The following is a 16,036-nucleotide window of genomic DNA, read 5'->3' on the forward strand; positions in this document are numbered from 1 at the left end:
CCTGCCGATGCACCTCCCGCACCTGTGTTGTACGGGCCCTCTCGTCCGCCCGGCCAGCACGCCGGTGGTGCGCTTTACGGCGTGCAGGACCCCCCGAACGCCTCAGCCGAACGCGAGGGCGAACCCTCGCGCGAATCCCGTACGTGCCGTCGAGGCTGCCGGTAGGCCGGTGCCCGGTTGGCCAGCGTTCGCATTCGCTGCAGCACCTCGCGGGGTCGACGTCCTAGTACGGGTCGGTTAGATCCCAACCTCCGCACCGGTGTGCGGTCCGTCGGCGAGCCGCGCTGAGCCGACACGTCCAGCACCAGAGGACGCCCGATCCGCCCAGCTGAGCAACCTGCCCCCGAAGTCGAAGCGCAAGGACGGCACACTGGTCCGAGGACGTGGACCACCGGAGGTGTCCGTGCGCGCTTTGTCCATACTCATGGCGGCACTGCTACTGGCCATCGTGGCCTGCGGTGGTGGGCAGCCGCCGCGGCCCCACGGCGAGCTGCACATCGCCACCGGCAACGTGGGCGGCGTTTACGTGGTGTACGGAGGTGCCTACGCGCGCGTCCTGGAGAAGCGCGCACCGGGCTTGCGGACGCACGTGCTGGAAACCGAAGGATCTGTCGAGAACCTGCACCTGATCTCCGAGGGCCGCGCCGATGTGGCTTTCGCGCTGTCCGACGCCGCGGCCGAGGTCGACCACCCCGGCGGTCTGCCCATAACCGCGCTGGCTTGCCTGTACGAGAACTACGTCCACATCGTCGTCCGCGCCGACAGCGACATCCGGTCGTTGCGCGATCTCACGGGCAAGCGGGTATCGCTCGGCGCTCCAGGGTCGGGAACGGCCTCCAACGCCTCCCGGGTGCTGGGTGCGGCAGGACTCGCGGCCAGGGAAGTCGCGAGCGAGAACCTCGATCTCGTGGAGTCCGCCAACGCCCTGGCGGACGGCTCCATCGACGCCTTCTTCTGGGCTGGCGGACTGCCCACCGCCGCGCTCCTGGATCTGCAACGCCGCACCCAAGTGAGGCTGGTAGATATCGGCGACACCGCGCAGGAACTGGTACGCCGCCACGGAGACCTGTACACCGTTGCGGAGGTTCCGGCATCGGTCTACGCCTTGCCCGGAGGCGTCAAGACGATCAGCGTGCGCAACTGCCTCTACGCTCCGAAGACCATGCCCGAGGATCGTGCGTACTGGCTCACCCGGCTGCTCTTCGAAGGCCAGCCGGAACTGGTGACCTCGCATCCCGAAGCGCGACGGCTCGATCTCCGCGCCGCCATTGGGACCTATCCGGTGGAGCTGCACCCAGGAGCCGCGCGCTGGTTTCGGGAAGCACACCGCTGAGCACTCACTCCTGCCCGGGCGGGGTGGGCAGCCGGATCCGAGCGACCAGGCCGTGGGGTTGCGTCGGTTCGACTGTCAGCGTTCCCCCGACACCTTCCACGAGCGTCCTGGTCACGGCCAGCCCCAGGCCAGTACCTGGCACGTTCTGGTGTCGCCGGCTGCGCCAGAAACGTTCACCGACCCGAGCGGCTTCCTCCGCGGGCAGCTGTTCACCCCGATCCCGAACCTCGACCACGACGTCGGATCGATCCCTGCGCACAGTCACGCTCACCAGCCGACCTGGGGCGAATTTCAACGCGTTGTGCAGGAGCGCATCGACGGCGTCGTCGAGGACGTCGGGCAAGCAGTTCGCCGCGATCTCGGCTTCGGGCGCATCAAGGATCAGCGGGGTGTCGCACCGTTCGAACGCCGGGTACCAGGAGGCGACGCGATGCCGGACGGTTGCCCCGACATCGACCGGCCGCCGCTCCAGCTGGGATGCTTCTGCCCTGGCCAGTTCTAGCAGGCCGTCCACGGTCCGTTCGAGCCGTTCGATCTCCTCGACCGCGTGTGCCAGGTCCTGCCTGCCCGCCACGTCTTCGACGTGTTCGAGGCTCTCGATTCGCAGCCGCAGCGACGTCAGCGGGTTACGCAACTGGTGCGAAGCCTGTGCAACGAATTCACGCTGCTGCACTATTGCGTCGGCGACGCTGTCGGCCATCGCGTTGAAGTGCGTGGTGAGGCGGCGCAGTTCCGGTGGCCCGGTCTGTTCCGGTACCCGCGCCTCCAGATGACCGGCAGCGACCTGGTGGGTGGCGTTGTCGAGATGGCGAACCGGCCGCAGGACCCAGCCGACGATGGGGACCGCAACACCGTGGGCGAGCACGGCGAGCACGACCGCACAGCCGAAGACCACCATGCCCAGCATCCACGCAGCCTGCTCCCGCGCCCACTGCGTGGGGCTTTCGATCAGAACGGCCCCTAGAACTCGCCCGTCCCGGATAATGGGTTCGGCAATGAGGTAGTTCCTCGGGTTCCACGGCCAGGCGAGATGGGATGGCCGCTCGGGTGGCCGACCGGCCAGTGCGTGCAGCACGGTCGGCCGGTTGGCCGGGGAACGCACGTCTATGGCCTCGCCGGAGGAGATCACGGTCCGGCCGTTGGGGTCGATGACGGTGACCGGCGAGTCGTAGAGCCACTGGTACCGGGCGGTCAGCGCGCGCAGCCGAGCAGGGTGACCGGTTTGCAGCGCGGTCTCGGCGACGTCGGCGAAGTAGGCCGCGTCGTCAGCCCTGCTCACGAACAGCTCCTGCGACAGGTCGCTGGTGAGCACGTAGGCGAGCGGGGCACCGAGCGCGGCGACCAGGCAGGTACCCAGGGCCAACAGGATGCCAAGCAGACGCCGGCGCATGACGCCCTACGAGTGCTGGGGGCGAAGCCGGTAGCCGACGCTACGCACCGTCTCCACCAGCCCGGGCCGCCCCAGCTTTGACCGCAGCATCGCGACGTGGACGTCCAGCGTGCGCGACGCTCCTTCGGTCGGGGCGTCCCAGACGTGGACCATGATCCGGTCCCGGGGGAAGACGACTCCGGGATCGCTGGCAAGCATCGCGAGGATGTCGAACTCCTTGCGCGTCAGATTGACCGGTTGATCACCAACGGTAACGGAACGACCCGCCAGGTCGATGACGACGTCGTCCAGGATGATCGATCCGGACTCGTCGCGGCGACGCCACGTGGCGCTGCGGCGCAGCACAGCCTGCACGCGAGCGAGCAGTTCGGCCAGCGCGAACGGTTTCACCAGGTAGTCGTCGGCCCCGGCCCGCAGGCCCTTGACCTTGTCGACATCCTGGCCACGTGCGGTGACCATGATCATCGGCACACTGTCGCGCTCCCGCAGACGCTGGCACAGCTCGATGCCTTCCACGTCCGGCAGCCCCAGGTCCAGCAGCACGAGATCGACCGGGGCGGCGGCGAGCGCCTGCGCGCCGGTGCAGGCGCGTTCGACGACGTAGCCCTGCCTTCCGAGGGAACTGGAGATCGCGCCCGCGACCCGATCGTCGTCCTCGACGAGCAGCACCCGCAAGCTGCCCTTCCAACCATTCTGGTCCTGCGGCATGGGGTGACACCTTAAAGCGCTAGTAACCGAGCCGTCTTAAGCCGTTGTTAAGTATGGGACGGGTCACTTCCCCGGTAAAGGTCGCTGCTCCTACCGTCATCGCACTCGACCTCGGGCAAAACCGGCAGCGTTGACTCCGGTCCCGAGCGAGCCTGGCATGACTGTGAAGGGATCCGAACATGAGCAATGTTGCTTCGGCGGAAGACAGGGAGGCTGGTGTTCCCGACACCGGCTGGAAATCTCGCCTCAAACAAGTCGGTCCCGGGGTGATGGCCGCCGCGACCGGTGTCGGTGCAGGTGATCTCGTCGCGACAATGGTCGCCGGCGCGCGCTACGGCTACGTCCTGTTCTGGGCCGTGGTGCTCGGGACTGTCTTCAAGCTCGCGCTTGGCGAGGCCATCGGGCGCTGGCACCTCGGCTCCGGCCGCACGATGCTGTCCGGATGGCGGACGCTCGGCCGCTGGGCCACCACCTACTTCGGGATCTACGTCGTCGTGTGGGGCTTCGTCTACGGAGCCACCGCCATGTCGGCGTCCGCACTTCCGCTAAATGCGCTGTTCCCGGTGCTGCCGGTAAGCGGCTGGGCGATCGTGTCCGCCCTGACCGGGCTGCTGCTCGTCTGGTTCGGCCAGTACGCCGTGCTGGAGAAGCTGATGACGGCCCTGGTCGGCATCATGTTCGTGACAGTCGTCGGAACCGCGCTGCTGGTAGGACCGAACCTTCCCGAACTGGCCAAAGGCCTGGTGCCCTCCCTGCCCGACGGATCCGTGGTCTACGTGCTCGGCCTGATGGGCGGCGTCGGCGGGACCATCACGATGGCCGCCTACGGCTACTGGACCCTGGCCAAGGGCTGGTCCTCGTCGAGGTGGATCCCGTTCATGCGCACCGACAACGCGGTCGGCTACATCACGACCGGCATCTTCGTGGTCGCGATGCTGGTGGTCGGCGCCGGAATGCTCGGGGGCCAGGACCTGACCGACAGCGACAAGGGACTGCTGATCCTGGGCGACAGCCTGGCCGCCGACTACGGCCAATGGGCGCGGATCCCGTTCCTGGTGGGTTTCTTCGCGGTGACCTTCAGCTCGCTGATCGGCGTGTGGAACGGCGTGAGCCTGCTGTTCGCCGACTGGTGGCGGACCTGGCAGATGCCCAAGGACGCCCCGTCGGAGACCAACACGGGCTACGACCGCAAGGCAGGACTCCGGAGCACGCCGTACCGGGCCTACCTGCTGTGGCTGACGTTCCCGCCAATGCTGCTGCTGACGCTCGGAAAGCCGTTCCAACTCACCATCATGTACGGCGTCCTGGGCGCGCTGTTCATGCCGTTCCTCGCCGGCACACTGCTGGTGTTGTTGAACTCGAAGTCGATGATGCCCGCGGCGCAACGTTCGCGGTGGTTGTCGAACACGCTGCTCGTACTCTGCCTGGCGTTGTTCGCCACCGTGGCGGTGACGGAGGTCATCAGTCAGTTCGAGTGAGCCGCTCCGAAGCCGTGAAGAGGCCTCACTGGCTCGCCATGAGGCCTCTTCGATGGTCATGGTGAGTCTTGTCAGCAATATGGTCAGCAGGCGCACACGACCCATGTGTTTTTCGGAACGACCGCGGCGAAGCAACCCTTGATCACGTCTTCAACGTGGTGCGCGGCGCGGTCGGCGAAGCGTGCGATGGCAGGCACGTTCTTACCGGTTCAACAGCTCAGCGAAGCGTGGATCACCGGCTGCGCCGACACTCGCGCCCCAGGAATCATCACACGCCACACCGATGTGCCGTCACCGCACCGGTAGATCGCCTCCACTGGGTTGGCACCGAAGCCGCAACGAGGTTCGAGGGGACTCGAGGGCGCCGTCCTAGCCGCCGAGCGCGCAGCGGCTAGGACGGCGCCCTCGGTCTCTAATCGCCCCCGTCTCACCGAACGTCGCCGAGCCGCTCCGCTCGCTCATCTTCAACCCCAGTAGTGATCGCCAAATGGGATAGGTCTGCCGCACTGGCCGCCATCCGATGATCGGCCACCTCCGCTCGCCCGATGACCCACCAACTCATCGCAGTCGTCCGAAATGGACGACTGCCACAGGCCCCGCGAAGCCCTACTAGGTTCTTGGTCGTAGGTCCGAGTACTTGCCCTTCTGGAATGCACTGCAGAGTGCGATTCACGTTCGGGCGGGCCGCAGAGATCAGTTTGGTGCGGTCGGTGATGCTGTAGTCGCCGGTGGCGTGCATGCGCCCGCAGTTCGGCCTGGTCAAGTCCGCGCGTGGTGCGCGCTATGGTCAGCAACTAGATACTCGCCTGATCGACTGCCGAGGTGGTGACCTAAACAGACGCAGCCAGGTTGCGGCCTGTAGCACGCTCCTTGCCCAAAACCCCAATAATGAGATCGTCGCCGGGAAGTCCCCACAAGGCACCGAGTTTGCCATCGGGCTTGCGGAGGAGGACCGGGTCACCAGGCGGTATCGAACGCGTTGGCGTCGGGATGATGCGCGAGGGCCGCAGCGAGCCGGTGTCCGGCGGTGACCGCATCCGTGGCAAGTGTTGAGGCCAGGGTGCCTCCCGACCGCAGCGGCACGAGTGACCACCAGGGACCACTCGTGGCGGCAGGCGGATCGTGCTCCCACATCACGGTCTCGGTGGCCAGTACACGTGAGCCCGCGAGGTACGCGGGACCGGATTTCCACGGGGACGAGCCAACGGCGAGTTGCTGCTGGAGCAACGGGACGTCCTCGCGGACGACGCGTGTGGTCGTAGTGAGCGCGCCGGAGGGCTCTCCGTGCCGACCGAGGATCAGCGTGTCCCGGAACCGTACGCGGGCCCGGGCGCCCAACCGGACGTCGAGCTCCGCGTGGTGCTGGGCACGTGCGGTGACGACGGTCGGCTCGGGCAAGTACTCGACCACCCCATCGTCGGCGACCTCGATCCGCAGCGTGGCGCGGCTCGCAGCCGGATGCTGTCCAGGCAGTGCCAGGGTGGCCGCCGTGCCTCGAAGCCGCAGTCTGGCGCCGGGACCCACCCACACCCGGAGCTCGATCTCATCCCCGCCCAATGGCATGGCGGCCGAGGTGACCAGGTGCACCACCGCGGCCCTGTCACGAGATGCTGCGGCAGCCCGCCTCGGAACCAACGTCATCGGCGCTTGAGAGCGGAGGTGGCGGACGACGGACCGGCCCTGCGGTCCGAGGTCGACGGTGAGCTGTGCGGCGGCCTTCACTGCCCGGCTCTCACGTTGCGGCGAGCGGAAGATCGGTTGTGAGCTGACGGCGGACCCACTCCGCGACGTCGGGTGCGCCGGGCGTCCGGATGAGCGACTGAGCGATGACCGGCCGGTCGCCGCGAACTCGGTGCGCGTCGGAGACCATGAGTTCCATGTCGGCGCTCACCTGCTCGGCCAGGTCGACCTTGTTGATGACCAGCAGGTCCGCAGTGGTGACCCCGGGGCCGCCCTTCCGAGGCACCTTGTCCCCACCGGCAACGTCGACGACGAAGATCTGCCGGTCGGCCAGCCCCCTGCTGAAGATCGCGGTCAGGTTGTCGCCACCGCTTTCGACGATCACCAGGTCGAGACTCGGGTGGCGGTCCGCGAGCCGGTCGACCGCATCGAGATTCGTCGTGATGTCGTCGCGGATCGCGGTGTGCGGGCAAGCACCCGTCTGCACGGCTTCGATGCGGTCGTCGTTGAGCACGCCCGCCGAACGCAGGAAATCGGCGTCCTCGGTCGTGTAGATGTCGTTGGTGACGACTGCGAGATCGACCTCGGCGCTGAGAGTCCGACAGAGCGCCGCCGTCAGCGCGGTCTTGCCGCTACCGACCGGACCACCGATCCCGAGCCGGAAGGGGCGACTGGTCTGCGGTGACGCGGTGAACGGGGCCCCACGGGCGGTCTCCGTCGGGTCGAAGTTGACTGGGTGCGTATGGCCGTGGTCGTGGTGATCATGAGGCAAAGAGACGCACCCTTTCTCGGTGATGGCGATCGTGTTCCTCGGCGAACAGGTCCAGCGCGGGGGCCCCGGGAGCGGGCAGATCCGCCGGGTCGGTCCCAGCGCTTCCGGCGGCGTGATCGGCGATGTCGTCGAGCTCGTCCCCGAGCCCGGCGACGGCGGCGTTGACGGCCATCGGATCCAGTCCGAGCAGTCGTACGCCCGCCGAGGACGGGCCGCTGATCGCCTGGTATCCGGCAGCCAGAGCGGCGTCCCTCGGGCAGGCTCCGGCGGCGGCGGTGAGAACGCCGAGCACGATCGGATGGTGTGGTCGTGGGCAGGCGGTGACGAGCGCATCCAGAGCAGGCGAGGGCCAGGCGGCTCGTCCTGCGCGGACCGTTCCCCTCCCCTGCGCGCGCGAGGCTTCACGCTGCGCCGGGGACGGGGTGCGGGCGTCGAGCTCCACGTCGAGCGGCGCCCAGCGTGCGCGGTTGCAGTCGTGGGCCGCGGTGTGCGTAGCAGCGGCGGCAAACACGGCTTGCACAACGCCCACCGTGTGCAACCGGTCGCGCAGGAATTCCTGCAACCCGGCGATGTCTGTGATCAGGCCACGAGACGCGGCTTCCTCGACGCCACCGGAGTGCGCATGGCCCCCGCCCGGGAAGCGGGCGTCAGCTAGTGCCAAGACGGCCAACCCGCCTGCATTCACCCCCACCTCCTTGCGCGTTCGCCGGTTTTCTCGGGTTGTGGTGCCCATCAGAACAGCCAGTACCGCTGCGCCAACGGCAACTCGTCCACCGGTTGCGGTTCGACGAGTTCGCCGTCGAGGCGCACCGCGAAGCTATCCGGGTCCACGCGGATGTCCGGTGTCGCCGAGTTGTTCACCATCTGCGCCTTGCCCACCGCGCGGGTGTCGCGAACGGCGACCAGGCTCCTGGTCAGACCGAGCCGATCGGGAAGGCCGGCGTCTAGTGCGGCCTGCGCGACGAAGTGAACGCTGCTCGAGGCCGCCGCTCGACCGGATCCACCCCACATCCGGCGGCCGTAGTTCGGCTGCGGTGTCGGGATCGACGCGTTGGCATCACCCATCTGAGCCCATGCCGAGAACCCTCCCTTGATCACGTGCTCCGGTCGGACGCCGAAGAACTTCGGTTCCCACAGCACCAAGTCCGCCCGCTTGCCGATTTCCACGGACCCAACCTCGTGGTCGATGCCGTGCGCGAGGGCTGGGTTGATCGTGTACTTCGCGACGTAGCGGCGGGCGCGGTGGTTGTCAGCCCTCGTGTCGCCGGGCAGCGCACCACGACCCCGCTTCATCACGTGCGCGGTCTGCCAGGTGCGCAGGACGACTTCACCGATACGGCCCATCGCCTGCGCGTCCGAACTGATCATCGAGATCGCCCCGAGGTCGTGCAGGACGTCCTCAGCGGCGATGGTGCTCGGTCGGATGCGGCTCTCGGCGAACGCGAGGTCCTCCGGGACCGCCGGGTTGAGGTGATGGCACACCATGAGCATGTCGAGGTGCTCGTCGATGGTGTTCACCGTGTGCGGCCGGGTCGGGTTGGTCGAGGACGGCAGCACATTCGGTTCAGCGGCCACCTTGATGATGTCCGGTGCGTGCCCACCGCCCGCGCCCTCGGCGTGGTAGGCGTTGATCGACCGCCCGTTGATCGCGGCCAACGTGGATTCGAGGAAGCCCGTCTCGTTGAGCGTGTCGGTGTGGATGGCAACCTGCACACCGGATTCCTCGGCGCCGCGCAGGGCGCTGTCGATCACTGCGGGCGTGCACCCCCAGTCCTCGTGCAGCTTCAGGCCGCCCGCTCCACCGCGCAACTGCTCGGTCAGGGCTTCGCCGCGCATGGTGTTGCCCTTGCCGAGCAGCAGAATGTTCACCGGAACCTCGTCTAGGGCTTCGAGCATGCGTCCGAGGTTCCACGAACCGGGCGTGACGGTAGTGGCCCTGCTTCCTTCCGCAGGGCCGGTGCCGCCACCGATGAGGGTGGTCATCCCGCTCGCCAGCGCGCTGTCGACCGCGTCGGGGCACAGGAAGTGCACGTGGCAGTCGATCCCTCCGGCGGTGAGGATCTTGCCGTTGCCCGCGATGATCTCGGTACCGGCGCCGATCACCAGGGCCGGGTCCACGCCGTCGGAAATATCGGGGTTGCCCGCCTTGCCGATTCCGGTAATGCGCCCGTCTCGGATGCCGACGTCGGCCTTCACCACGCCCCAGTGGTCGAGGACCGTGGCTCCGGTAATGACGACGTCCGGTGTTCCCTCGGCCCGCGTGGCCACGGACTGCCCCATGGATTCGCGGATCACCTTGCCTCCGCCGAACACCGCTTCGTCGCCGGATCCGCCCGGACCGAGACATCGGTCCTCAGTGACCTCGACGAGCAGGTCTGTGTCGGCGAGCCGGATACGGTCGCCCGTCGTTGGACCGAACAGCTCGGCATACTCGTGGCGGTCGAGTGCCGGTGCGTCGTCTGCTCCCGTCATAGGTGTCCTTCCCCCTCGGCGCCGTACACCAGTTCCCCTGGTTCGCTGCACCGGAAGTCGAGGTGACCTGCCCATTCCAGCCGCAGACCGTGGACCATGCGTGCACCACCGAGGGGAACGAGGGCGACCTCGCGTTCCACTCCTGGCTCGAAACGCACAGCGGTGCCCGAGGCGATGTCGAGCCGGTGGCCCCACGCGGCTTCACGGTCGAAGCGCAGCTCGCGGTTGCCGGCCGCGAAGTGGTAGTGCGATCCGACCTGCACGGGTCGATCGGCGGCGTTGACCACGGTGATCCGCACGCGCCGGGCGCCCGGCTGCTGCGGGACCGGGGTGTCGCGGAGAACAAGTTCCCCAGGAATCACGGTGCCTCCTAGGCGATCGGGTCGTGCACGGTGACCAGCTTCGTACCGTCCGGGAACGTGGCTTCGACCTGGATGTCACTGAGCATCTCGGGTACTCCGTCCATGACCTGCTCGCGGGCCAGGACCTGACGACCGCTGGACATCAGCTCCTCGACCCGCCTGCCGTCGCGGGCGCCCTCGGTGACGTGGTCGGTGATCAGCGCGACCGCCTCCGGGTGATTGAGCCGCAACCCTCGGTCGAGCCGGTCCCGGGCAAGCTGGGCCGCAACCCGAATGAGGAGCTTGTCGCGTTCATGCGGTGCGAGGTGCATGGCTCTCCTGATACGCCGGTATGCGCCGCTGGTCCTGGCAGGGGGTCGTGTGCACGGCGCGTCTCACTGAGCCGGCAGCAGGTGTTGACCGGTTCGGTCGGTGGTGACGCACAGGGAACAGATCACCGCATCGTGGGCGAAGCACGCGAGCATGTCCGGGCGTTCAAAGTCCTGCTCGCACACATGGCAGGTATAAGTCGTGTCCACGGGCGTTCCGTGGGAGTCGAAGCGCGGCTCGTCGATACCGTCGTCGGTGCGGCGCAGGTAGTAGCGCCCCCCGGTCGCGATCGCCATTACCGGCGTGAGGACCACTGCGACCGCCACGGCCGCGATCGGCGAGTAGGGCTGGAGCGTCGTGCCGAACGCACCGAAGTACATCGCGATCGAGGTGATCGCCGAGGCGATAAAGGACACGACACCGACTGGATTGGCAGCGTGGAGCATGCCCCGCCTGAACTCCGGTTCCCGCGGCGACAACTTCAGCACGAACTTGTTGACGAGGATGTCGGTGGCGACCGTGACCACCCAGGCGATCGCGCAGTTGGCGTAGAAGCTCAGGATCGAGTTGAGGAAGGCGAACATATTCGCCTCCATAAGCGCGAGCGCAACTCCCAGGTTCAACAGTACGAACACCGTCCGCCCCGGGTAATGTCCAGTGATTCTGGTAAACGAGTTTGTCCAGGCCAATGACCCCGAGTAGGCGTTCGTCACGTTGATTTTCACCTGGCTGATGACCACGAGGACGACGGCGAGCGGAGTCGCGACCGCCAACGGCAGGAACAACCCGTACACGTTCATGAACTGCTGCACGGGTTCGGTTGCCGCCGCTCCGGCGAGCCCCATAATGTAGACGGCTAGGAACGCGCCGGTGGCCTGCTTAAGCGCTCCGAAGACCACCCAACCGGGACCGGCCAGCACCACCGACGTCCACCACGAGCGCTTGTTCTCATCGGTGCGCGGGGGCATGAACCGCAGGTAGTCAACCTGTTCACCGATCTGTGCCATCAGCGACAGCGCGACGCCCGCCCCGAGCATCACCGCTCCGGCACTGAACCCTGCGCTGCCGCCTTCCGAGCCGGTGAACGCGAGCCATTCCGACACTGAGCCGGGATCGGCGATGACCAGATAGCCCAGCGGCCCGATCATCAGCAACAGCCACACCGGCGTCGTCCAGACCTGGAGTCTGCTCAGCGCCTGCATCCCGTGGATGACCAGTGGCACGACGACCAGCGTGGTGATCAGGTAACCCAGCCAGAGTGGAACACCGAGCCCGACTTTGAGGCCCTGCGCCATGATCGCGCCTTCGGTGGCGAAAAAGATGAACGTGAAGCTACCGAAGATCATGCTGGTGAGAACCGAGCCGTAATAACCGAAACCGGCGCCGCGGGTGACCAGATCGAGGTCGATGTTGTAGCGCGCGCCGTAGTAGGCGAGGGGGAACCCGGTGGTGAAGATGATCAACGCTGCAACCAGGATCGCCCCCAGCGCGTTGAGCGTGCCGTAACTCAGCCCGATCCCGGCACCGATCGAGAAGTCGGCAAGATAGGCAATCCCGCCGAGAGCCGAGCTCGCCACGACACCCGGTTTCCACCGCCGATAACTACGCGGCGCGAATCGAAGCGTGTAGTCCTCCAGCGTTTCTCGCGTCTGCTTCGTGTGCTCCCTGGCGGACACCTCGTCGACGACCATCCCCGCCCTCTCTCGATTCGATGTGCTGGCGGGAGTATCGTCGGCAGATGTTTCCGCTCCATTTTTGTGATGTTCCCGCGATATGAAGACTGCTGTGACGCCAGCGTTGATTAGGGGACTCCCGCCGGACGCGTACGGTTCGAATCCACCCGGACATCCCTTGCCGTAGTGCCCATTGATCGTGGCCATGACCATCCGCGTCTCACGCCCCTCGAGAAAGCGTCGAAAAACGGACGCCCCAGAATGCGTTGATGCCGAGCGGGTCTTCGGCCGTGCCGGTGCATCGAACAGATACTGGTGTCAGTACTGGTTTCTCGGGCCGCACTACCACCATCGGGATCGCACCACAACCACTACGACCTCGCCGCGCAGGCGTACAACCTCAGTCCGCCCAGCTGTTGCGAGGTGCGAGGTGCGAGGTTGATGACGGCCCTCGGCGGTGTTCAGGCTCCGCGCCTGGGGTCCCAGAGTCCAGTCGCGGAACCGGATTGGAGGTGTTCGGTATAGACGCCGACCTTCCACTCGATCAGCGACAAACTCGGCCAGTTGGTCAAACGTTACCCTCAGGCAAGCACCTGCGCCGATCAACCATATCTGTCCAGATAGCGCAGTGCGGTGCGAGCCGCGTGCGCCCCGCACATCCCATGTGCTCCCGGCCCAGGCGGCGTTGCGGCCGAGCAGATGTAGACACCTGGTATCCCAGCGCTGTACGGGTCGAGCGTCGGTCGTGGTCCGAGTATCAGTTGGTTCGCGTTCTTGGCGCCGGTGACGATGTCCCCACCGACGTAGTTCGGATTGTAGGCGGCCATCTCGGTCGTTGTTCGCACGGCTTTTCCGACAATGCGGTCGCGGAAGCCAGGAGCGAACCGCTCGATCTGGGCGATAATCGGCTCGGTCGCGTCGCCTGTGTAGCCGTTCGGGACGTGCGCATAGGTCCACAGCGGGTGGACCGTGCCGACCGAGCGCTGAGGATCAGCAAGGTATTGCTGGCCCACGAGGACGAACGGCCTCTCTGGCATTCGTCCGCGGTAGACGTCCCGCTCGGTCGAGGCGATCTCGGTGAAGCTCCCGCCGAGGTGAACCGTGCCCGCTCGCCGAGCGCCTGGACTAAGCCAAGGAACTCCATCTTGGACGGCGAAATCCACCTTGAAGGCGCCGGGCCCATGCTGGAATCGCTGGTACGCATGCGACACCCGTCGTGGCAGGCGATCCCCGAGGATGTCCGCCACCGCACGCGGCGCGAGGTCGAAGAGAGTCACGTCCGCGTGAGGGAGCTGCGATGCGTCCTCGATGTGAGCGCTCGTCTCGATCTTGCCCCCGAGGTCGACGAGCAGCGCGGCGAGAGCAGTGGTGATCGACTGCGAACCGCCGGCCGCCACTGGCCACCCGTGCCGATGCCCTGCCGTCAAGATGCCCAGACCGATGGCTGAGCTCAGCGGGCGATGCAGCGGTTGGAATGCGTGGGCTGCTACCCCGCCGAACAACGCTCTGGCTCGCTCGGTGGTGAAGCAGCGGGCGAGGACTGACCCGGGAAGAAGCGTGGGCGCTCCGAAGCGTGCCAACCGCAGCGGGTGCCTCGGCAGCCGCAGCATGGGCCCCATGATGTCTTCGGATAGCGAGTCGAAGTCGGCCGCCGGGCTACCGAAGAGAAGCCGCCACCGGTCTTCGTCAGCGCCGAGCCCGCTCGCAGTCTGCTCGACCGAACGCCACAACACGCCGGCATCCCCACTATCGAGCGGATGTGCGCAATCGATCTCGGGCCAGCGCCACGACAGCCCGTAGTCCTGCAACCCCAGGCCCTTGAAGAACGCCGAGCCGACCGCCATGGGGTGGAACGCCGAGCAGTGGTCGTGCAGCAGCCCCGGCAGGATCGCCTCGCCGGACCGCGTGCCACCGCCAACCTGATCTGCCGACTCCAGAACGGTGACGTGCACGCCCGCCTTGGCCAGCGCCACGGCGGCGGCGAGCCCGTTGGGCCCGCCACCCACCACGACCGCCGTACTCACGACGCAGTCCATTGGCCGTCAGTGTCCTGCCCCAGAGCGCTGGAGTGCTGCACCGCACTCCTCCGGGATGGACGTGACCACGTGACCTCGAGCGGAATCGGCCCGTTCGGCAGCCACGGCTGCTCGCGCACGGCGTCGGCCACCTTCCACGTGCCCCGCTCGATCACGCCCACCGCGACATCGATGACCTTGTAGCGCTGGACCGAGCTGTGGATCGCCTGCGATTCGACCCAGACCACGATGAACTCGCCCGGGGCGAAATCGCACTGCGTCTGCACAGCGGCCAGCAGGTCCTCGTTGTGCAGATGTCCATCTCCAAAATTGAACCCGACCAGCGAGTTGCACGCGAACTCCGCCTCACGCACGGACCAACGGTCGACGTCGGGGATGTGCTTGTAGAGCAGGGAGAACAACCCCCGTCCCTGGCTGTGCATCGACCGCCACGCGGCAGTCTGCTGCATGGTGATCTCGGCGACCTTGGGCGGGTAACCCATCGCTTCGAGTTGCTCGATCTGGTTCGTCGTTGGCCGCTTCACCCTGTTGAGCTTGGCCTCGGCGCCCGGGGCGAAGGCCCATAGCGCGGACGCCCAGTTACCCGCGTACTGGCGCATCGACGGCAGGAACGACACCAGATCCGGGCGGAGGTTGCCCAGCACGGGGAAGAACATCAGCCCCGCGATGGTTCCAGCGGCCAGCCAGGGTGACGACATGTCCCACACGGCGTGACCCTGCCAGTTGGGGAAGCCCAGGAACAGGAACACCGCAGCGTAGCCGAAGAGGATGTTCCATTCCAGTGGCACAGCCAGCGGGAAGGTCGACGTGATGAAGAGGTGGAACAGGACCATCAGGGCGACAGCGCCCAACGTCAGCCAGTAGTTGGTGGAGAACAGCAGCACCAGCGGCGTCGCGATCTCGACGAACGTGCCACCCACGTGTGCCATGAAGTGAGCCAGCCCTGACGGACGGATATCACGTGGGAAGTCTCGGTAATGCGCACGCTTCACCCATCGGCTGGGTACGCACGGGCTGTTGCTCACCATCGGGGGAACTACGTTGGAAAAATGCCGCCCGAACTTGGACACCCCGGCCCCAACCCACACGCTCACGATGAGCAGCTTGAGCGCGATCACCATGTCCCCGAAGGGCAGGACGGTGAAGAAGAGCATCGCCGGCAGGTACTGTTCGCTGCGCGTTGCGATGAAGATCGTCTTGTCTCGCAGGCCGATTAGGACCAGCAGCACGATTGCCGGGATCAGCGGAGCGGTATTGACGAGGCCAGCTGTGTTGTCGGGCAAGACAGCCGCCAGCGATTCGCTCGGCACGCCCGGCTGCAGCACTGCCGCGGTCACCGAGGCCAGGAAGCCGAGGTAGAGGAAAACGTCAAAGACCGTGCGACGATCGCCAGAAGTGAAGGGAACGCGGCGCCAAGGCCGCAGGCGAATCGTCCCTGGACGAGCCCAGAACGAGATCCCTCCGGTCATCGGCTTGAACTTTCCGGCCAGCGGCCCCCACGACCCGGCTATCCCGACCGCTTCCAACAGAACAGTCCACAACACGAGCTTCTGGTACACGATCGGCTCGTCCCACCAGCTCATCACATCCCAGAACGGGCCAAGGCCAGATGTCCACGTTGTCAACGCGGTCCCGCCGATGATGTAGAAAACCACCAGTTTCACGATGTAGGTGGTGTGGATCATCTTAGGTGAGCCGAATCCGTACTCGACCCAGTGCAAGGCCAGCGTTTTCATGCGCTCGCGCAAAGGCTTTTCGAGAAAGGTATCGACCTCGACAGGCGGGGCGTCGGCTGTCTTGAACCCCATCGTCAACTCCTTTGG

The 16,036-nt window shown here is 66.5% G+C and carries 13 protein-coding genes; 2 read left to right on the forward strand and 11 right to left on the reverse strand.

Annotation, left to right across the window (positions count from 1 at the left end; genetic code table 11):
* Positions 1-424 precede the first annotated feature (424 nt).
* Positions 425-1,333 carry a TAXI family TRAP transporter solute-binding subunit gene (locus tag ABD289_RS24450; RefSeq protein WP_344137714.1) on the forward strand — a complete coding sequence of 303 codons (909 nt, stop codon included), beginning with the start codon at positions 425-427 and terminating at the stop codon, positions 1,331-1,333.
* Positions 1,334-1,337: 4 nt separating this feature from the next.
* Here the strand turns inward: ABD289_RS24450 and ABD289_RS24455 are convergent, their stop codons facing one another.
* Together ABD289_RS24455 and ABD289_RS24460 are read right to left on the reverse strand one after the other, a co-directional pair.
* Positions 1,338-2,723 (reverse strand): sensor histidine kinase, encoded by a 1,386-nt coding sequence (locus ABD289_RS24455; protein ID WP_344137717.1) that lies wholly within the window; start codon positions 2,721-2,723, stop codon positions 1,338-1,340.
* 6 nt (positions 2,724-2,729) lie between these two features.
* The gene (locus ABD289_RS24460) at positions 2,730-3,398 is read right to left on the reverse strand and encodes a response regulator transcription factor (protein ID WP_344137861.1); all 669 of its coding nucleotides are present in this window, start codon (positions 3,396-3,398) and stop codon (positions 2,730-2,732) included.
* Between the two features lie 212 nt (positions 3,399-3,610).
* On the opposite strand from ABD289_RS24460, the gene ABD289_RS24465 reads away from it, so the two are divergent.
* Entirely contained in the window at positions 3,611-4,909 is a 1,299-nt protein-coding gene (locus ABD289_RS24465) for an Nramp family divalent metal transporter (protein ID WP_344137719.1), read from the forward strand.
* Between the two features lie 957 nt (positions 4,910-5,866).
* On the opposite strand, the gene ABD289_RS24470 is transcribed toward ABD289_RS24465, so the two are convergent.
* The 9 genes from ABD289_RS24470 to ABD289_RS24510 form a co-directional block, all read right to left on the reverse strand.
* Positions 5,867-6,631: an urease accessory protein UreD gene (locus ABD289_RS24470; protein ID WP_344137722.1), complete on the reverse strand. Its 765-nt coding sequence runs from the start codon at positions 6,629-6,631 to the stop codon at positions 5,867-5,869.
* 10 nt (positions 6,632-6,641) lie between these two features.
* A complete protein-coding gene (ureG, locus tag ABD289_RS24475) occupies positions 6,642-7,361 on the reverse strand; it encodes an urease accessory protein UreG (protein ID WP_344137725.1) in 720 nt (239 codons plus the stop codon).
* The gene (locus tag ABD289_RS24480) at positions 7,351-8,094 is read right to left on the reverse strand and encodes an urease accessory protein UreF (RefSeq protein WP_344137728.1); all 744 of its coding nucleotides are present in this window, start codon (positions 8,092-8,094) and stop codon (positions 7,351-7,353) included. The genes ureG and ABD289_RS24480 overlap by 11 nt, the downstream gene beginning before the upstream one ends.
* Positions 8,094-9,833 carry an urease subunit alpha gene (locus tag ABD289_RS24485; protein ID WP_344137731.1) on the reverse strand — a complete coding sequence of 580 codons (1,740 nt, stop codon included), beginning with the start codon at positions 9,831-9,833 and terminating at the stop codon, positions 8,094-8,096. Before ABD289_RS24485 ends, ABD289_RS24480 begins: the two co-directional genes overlap by 1 nt.
* Complete coding sequence (locus tag ABD289_RS24490) at positions 9,830-10,195, reverse strand: urease subunit beta (protein WP_344137734.1); 366 nt, start codon at positions 10,193-10,195, stop codon at positions 9,830-9,832. The genes ABD289_RS24485 and ABD289_RS24490 overlap by 4 nt, the downstream gene beginning before the upstream one ends.
* Positions 10,196-10,203: 8 nt before the next feature.
* The gene (locus ABD289_RS24495; RefSeq protein WP_344137737.1) at positions 10,204-10,506 is read right to left on the reverse strand and encodes an urease subunit gamma; all 303 of its coding nucleotides are present in this window, start codon (positions 10,504-10,506) and stop codon (positions 10,204-10,206) included.
* A 63-nt stretch (positions 10,507-10,569) separates the two neighbouring features.
* Positions 10,570-12,195: a purine-cytosine permease family protein gene (locus ABD289_RS24500; RefSeq protein ID WP_344137741.1), complete on the reverse strand. Its 1,626-nt coding sequence runs from the start codon at positions 12,193-12,195 to the stop codon at positions 10,570-10,572.
* Positions 12,196-12,779: 584 nt separating this feature from the next.
* Positions 12,780-14,201, reverse strand: a complete 1,422-nt coding sequence (locus tag ABD289_RS24505) for a phytoene desaturase family protein (protein WP_344137744.1) — start codon at positions 14,199-14,201, stop codon at positions 12,780-12,782.
* Positions 14,198-16,021: a DUF3556 domain-containing protein gene (locus ABD289_RS24510; RefSeq protein ID WP_344137747.1), complete on the reverse strand. Its 1,824-nt coding sequence runs from the start codon at positions 16,019-16,021 to the stop codon at positions 14,198-14,200. The genes ABD289_RS24505 and ABD289_RS24510 overlap by 4 nt, the downstream gene beginning before the upstream one ends.
* Positions 16,022-16,036: the final 15 nt, after the last annotated feature.

Source organism: Saccharopolyspora halophila, from assembly GCF_039531955.1.
GTDB classification, from domain to species: domain Bacteria; phylum Actinomycetota; class Actinomycetes; order Mycobacteriales; family Pseudonocardiaceae; genus Saccharopolyspora; species Saccharopolyspora halophila.

What these genes read in the sequence shown, in the direction of transcription:
- ABD289_RS24450 (WP_344137714.1), top strand. Translation starts at nt 425, where the DNA reads ATGGCGGCACTGCTACTGGCCATCGTGGCCTGCGGTGGTGGGCAGCCG.
- ABD289_RS24455 (WP_344137717.1), bottom strand. Translation starts at nt 2,723, where the DNA reads ATGCGCCGGCGTCTGCTTGGCATCCTGTTGGCCCTGGGTACCTGCCTG.
- ABD289_RS24465 (WP_344137719.1), top strand. Translation starts at nt 3,611, where the DNA reads ATGAGCAATGTTGCTTCGGCGGAAGACAGGGAGGCTGGTGTTCCCGAC.
- ABD289_RS24480 (WP_344137728.1), bottom strand. Translation starts at nt 8,094, where the DNA reads ATGGGCACCACAACCCGAGAAAACCGGCGAACGCGCAAGGAGGTGGGG.
- ABD289_RS24485 (WP_344137731.1), bottom strand. Translation starts at nt 9,833, where the DNA reads ATGACGGGAGCAGACGACGCACCGGCACTCGACCGCCACGAGTATGCC.
- ABD289_RS24495 (WP_344137737.1), bottom strand. Translation starts at nt 10,506, where the DNA reads ATGCACCTCGCACCGCATGAACGCGACAAGCTCCTCATTCGGGTTGCG.
- ABD289_RS24500 (WP_344137741.1), bottom strand. Translation starts at nt 12,195, where the DNA reads ATGGTCGTCGACGAGGTGTCCGCCAGGGAGCACACGAAGCAGACGCGA.
- ABD289_RS24510 (WP_344137747.1), bottom strand. Translation starts at nt 16,021, where the DNA reads ATGGGGTTCAAGACAGCCGACGCCCCGCCTGTCGAGGTCGATACCTTT.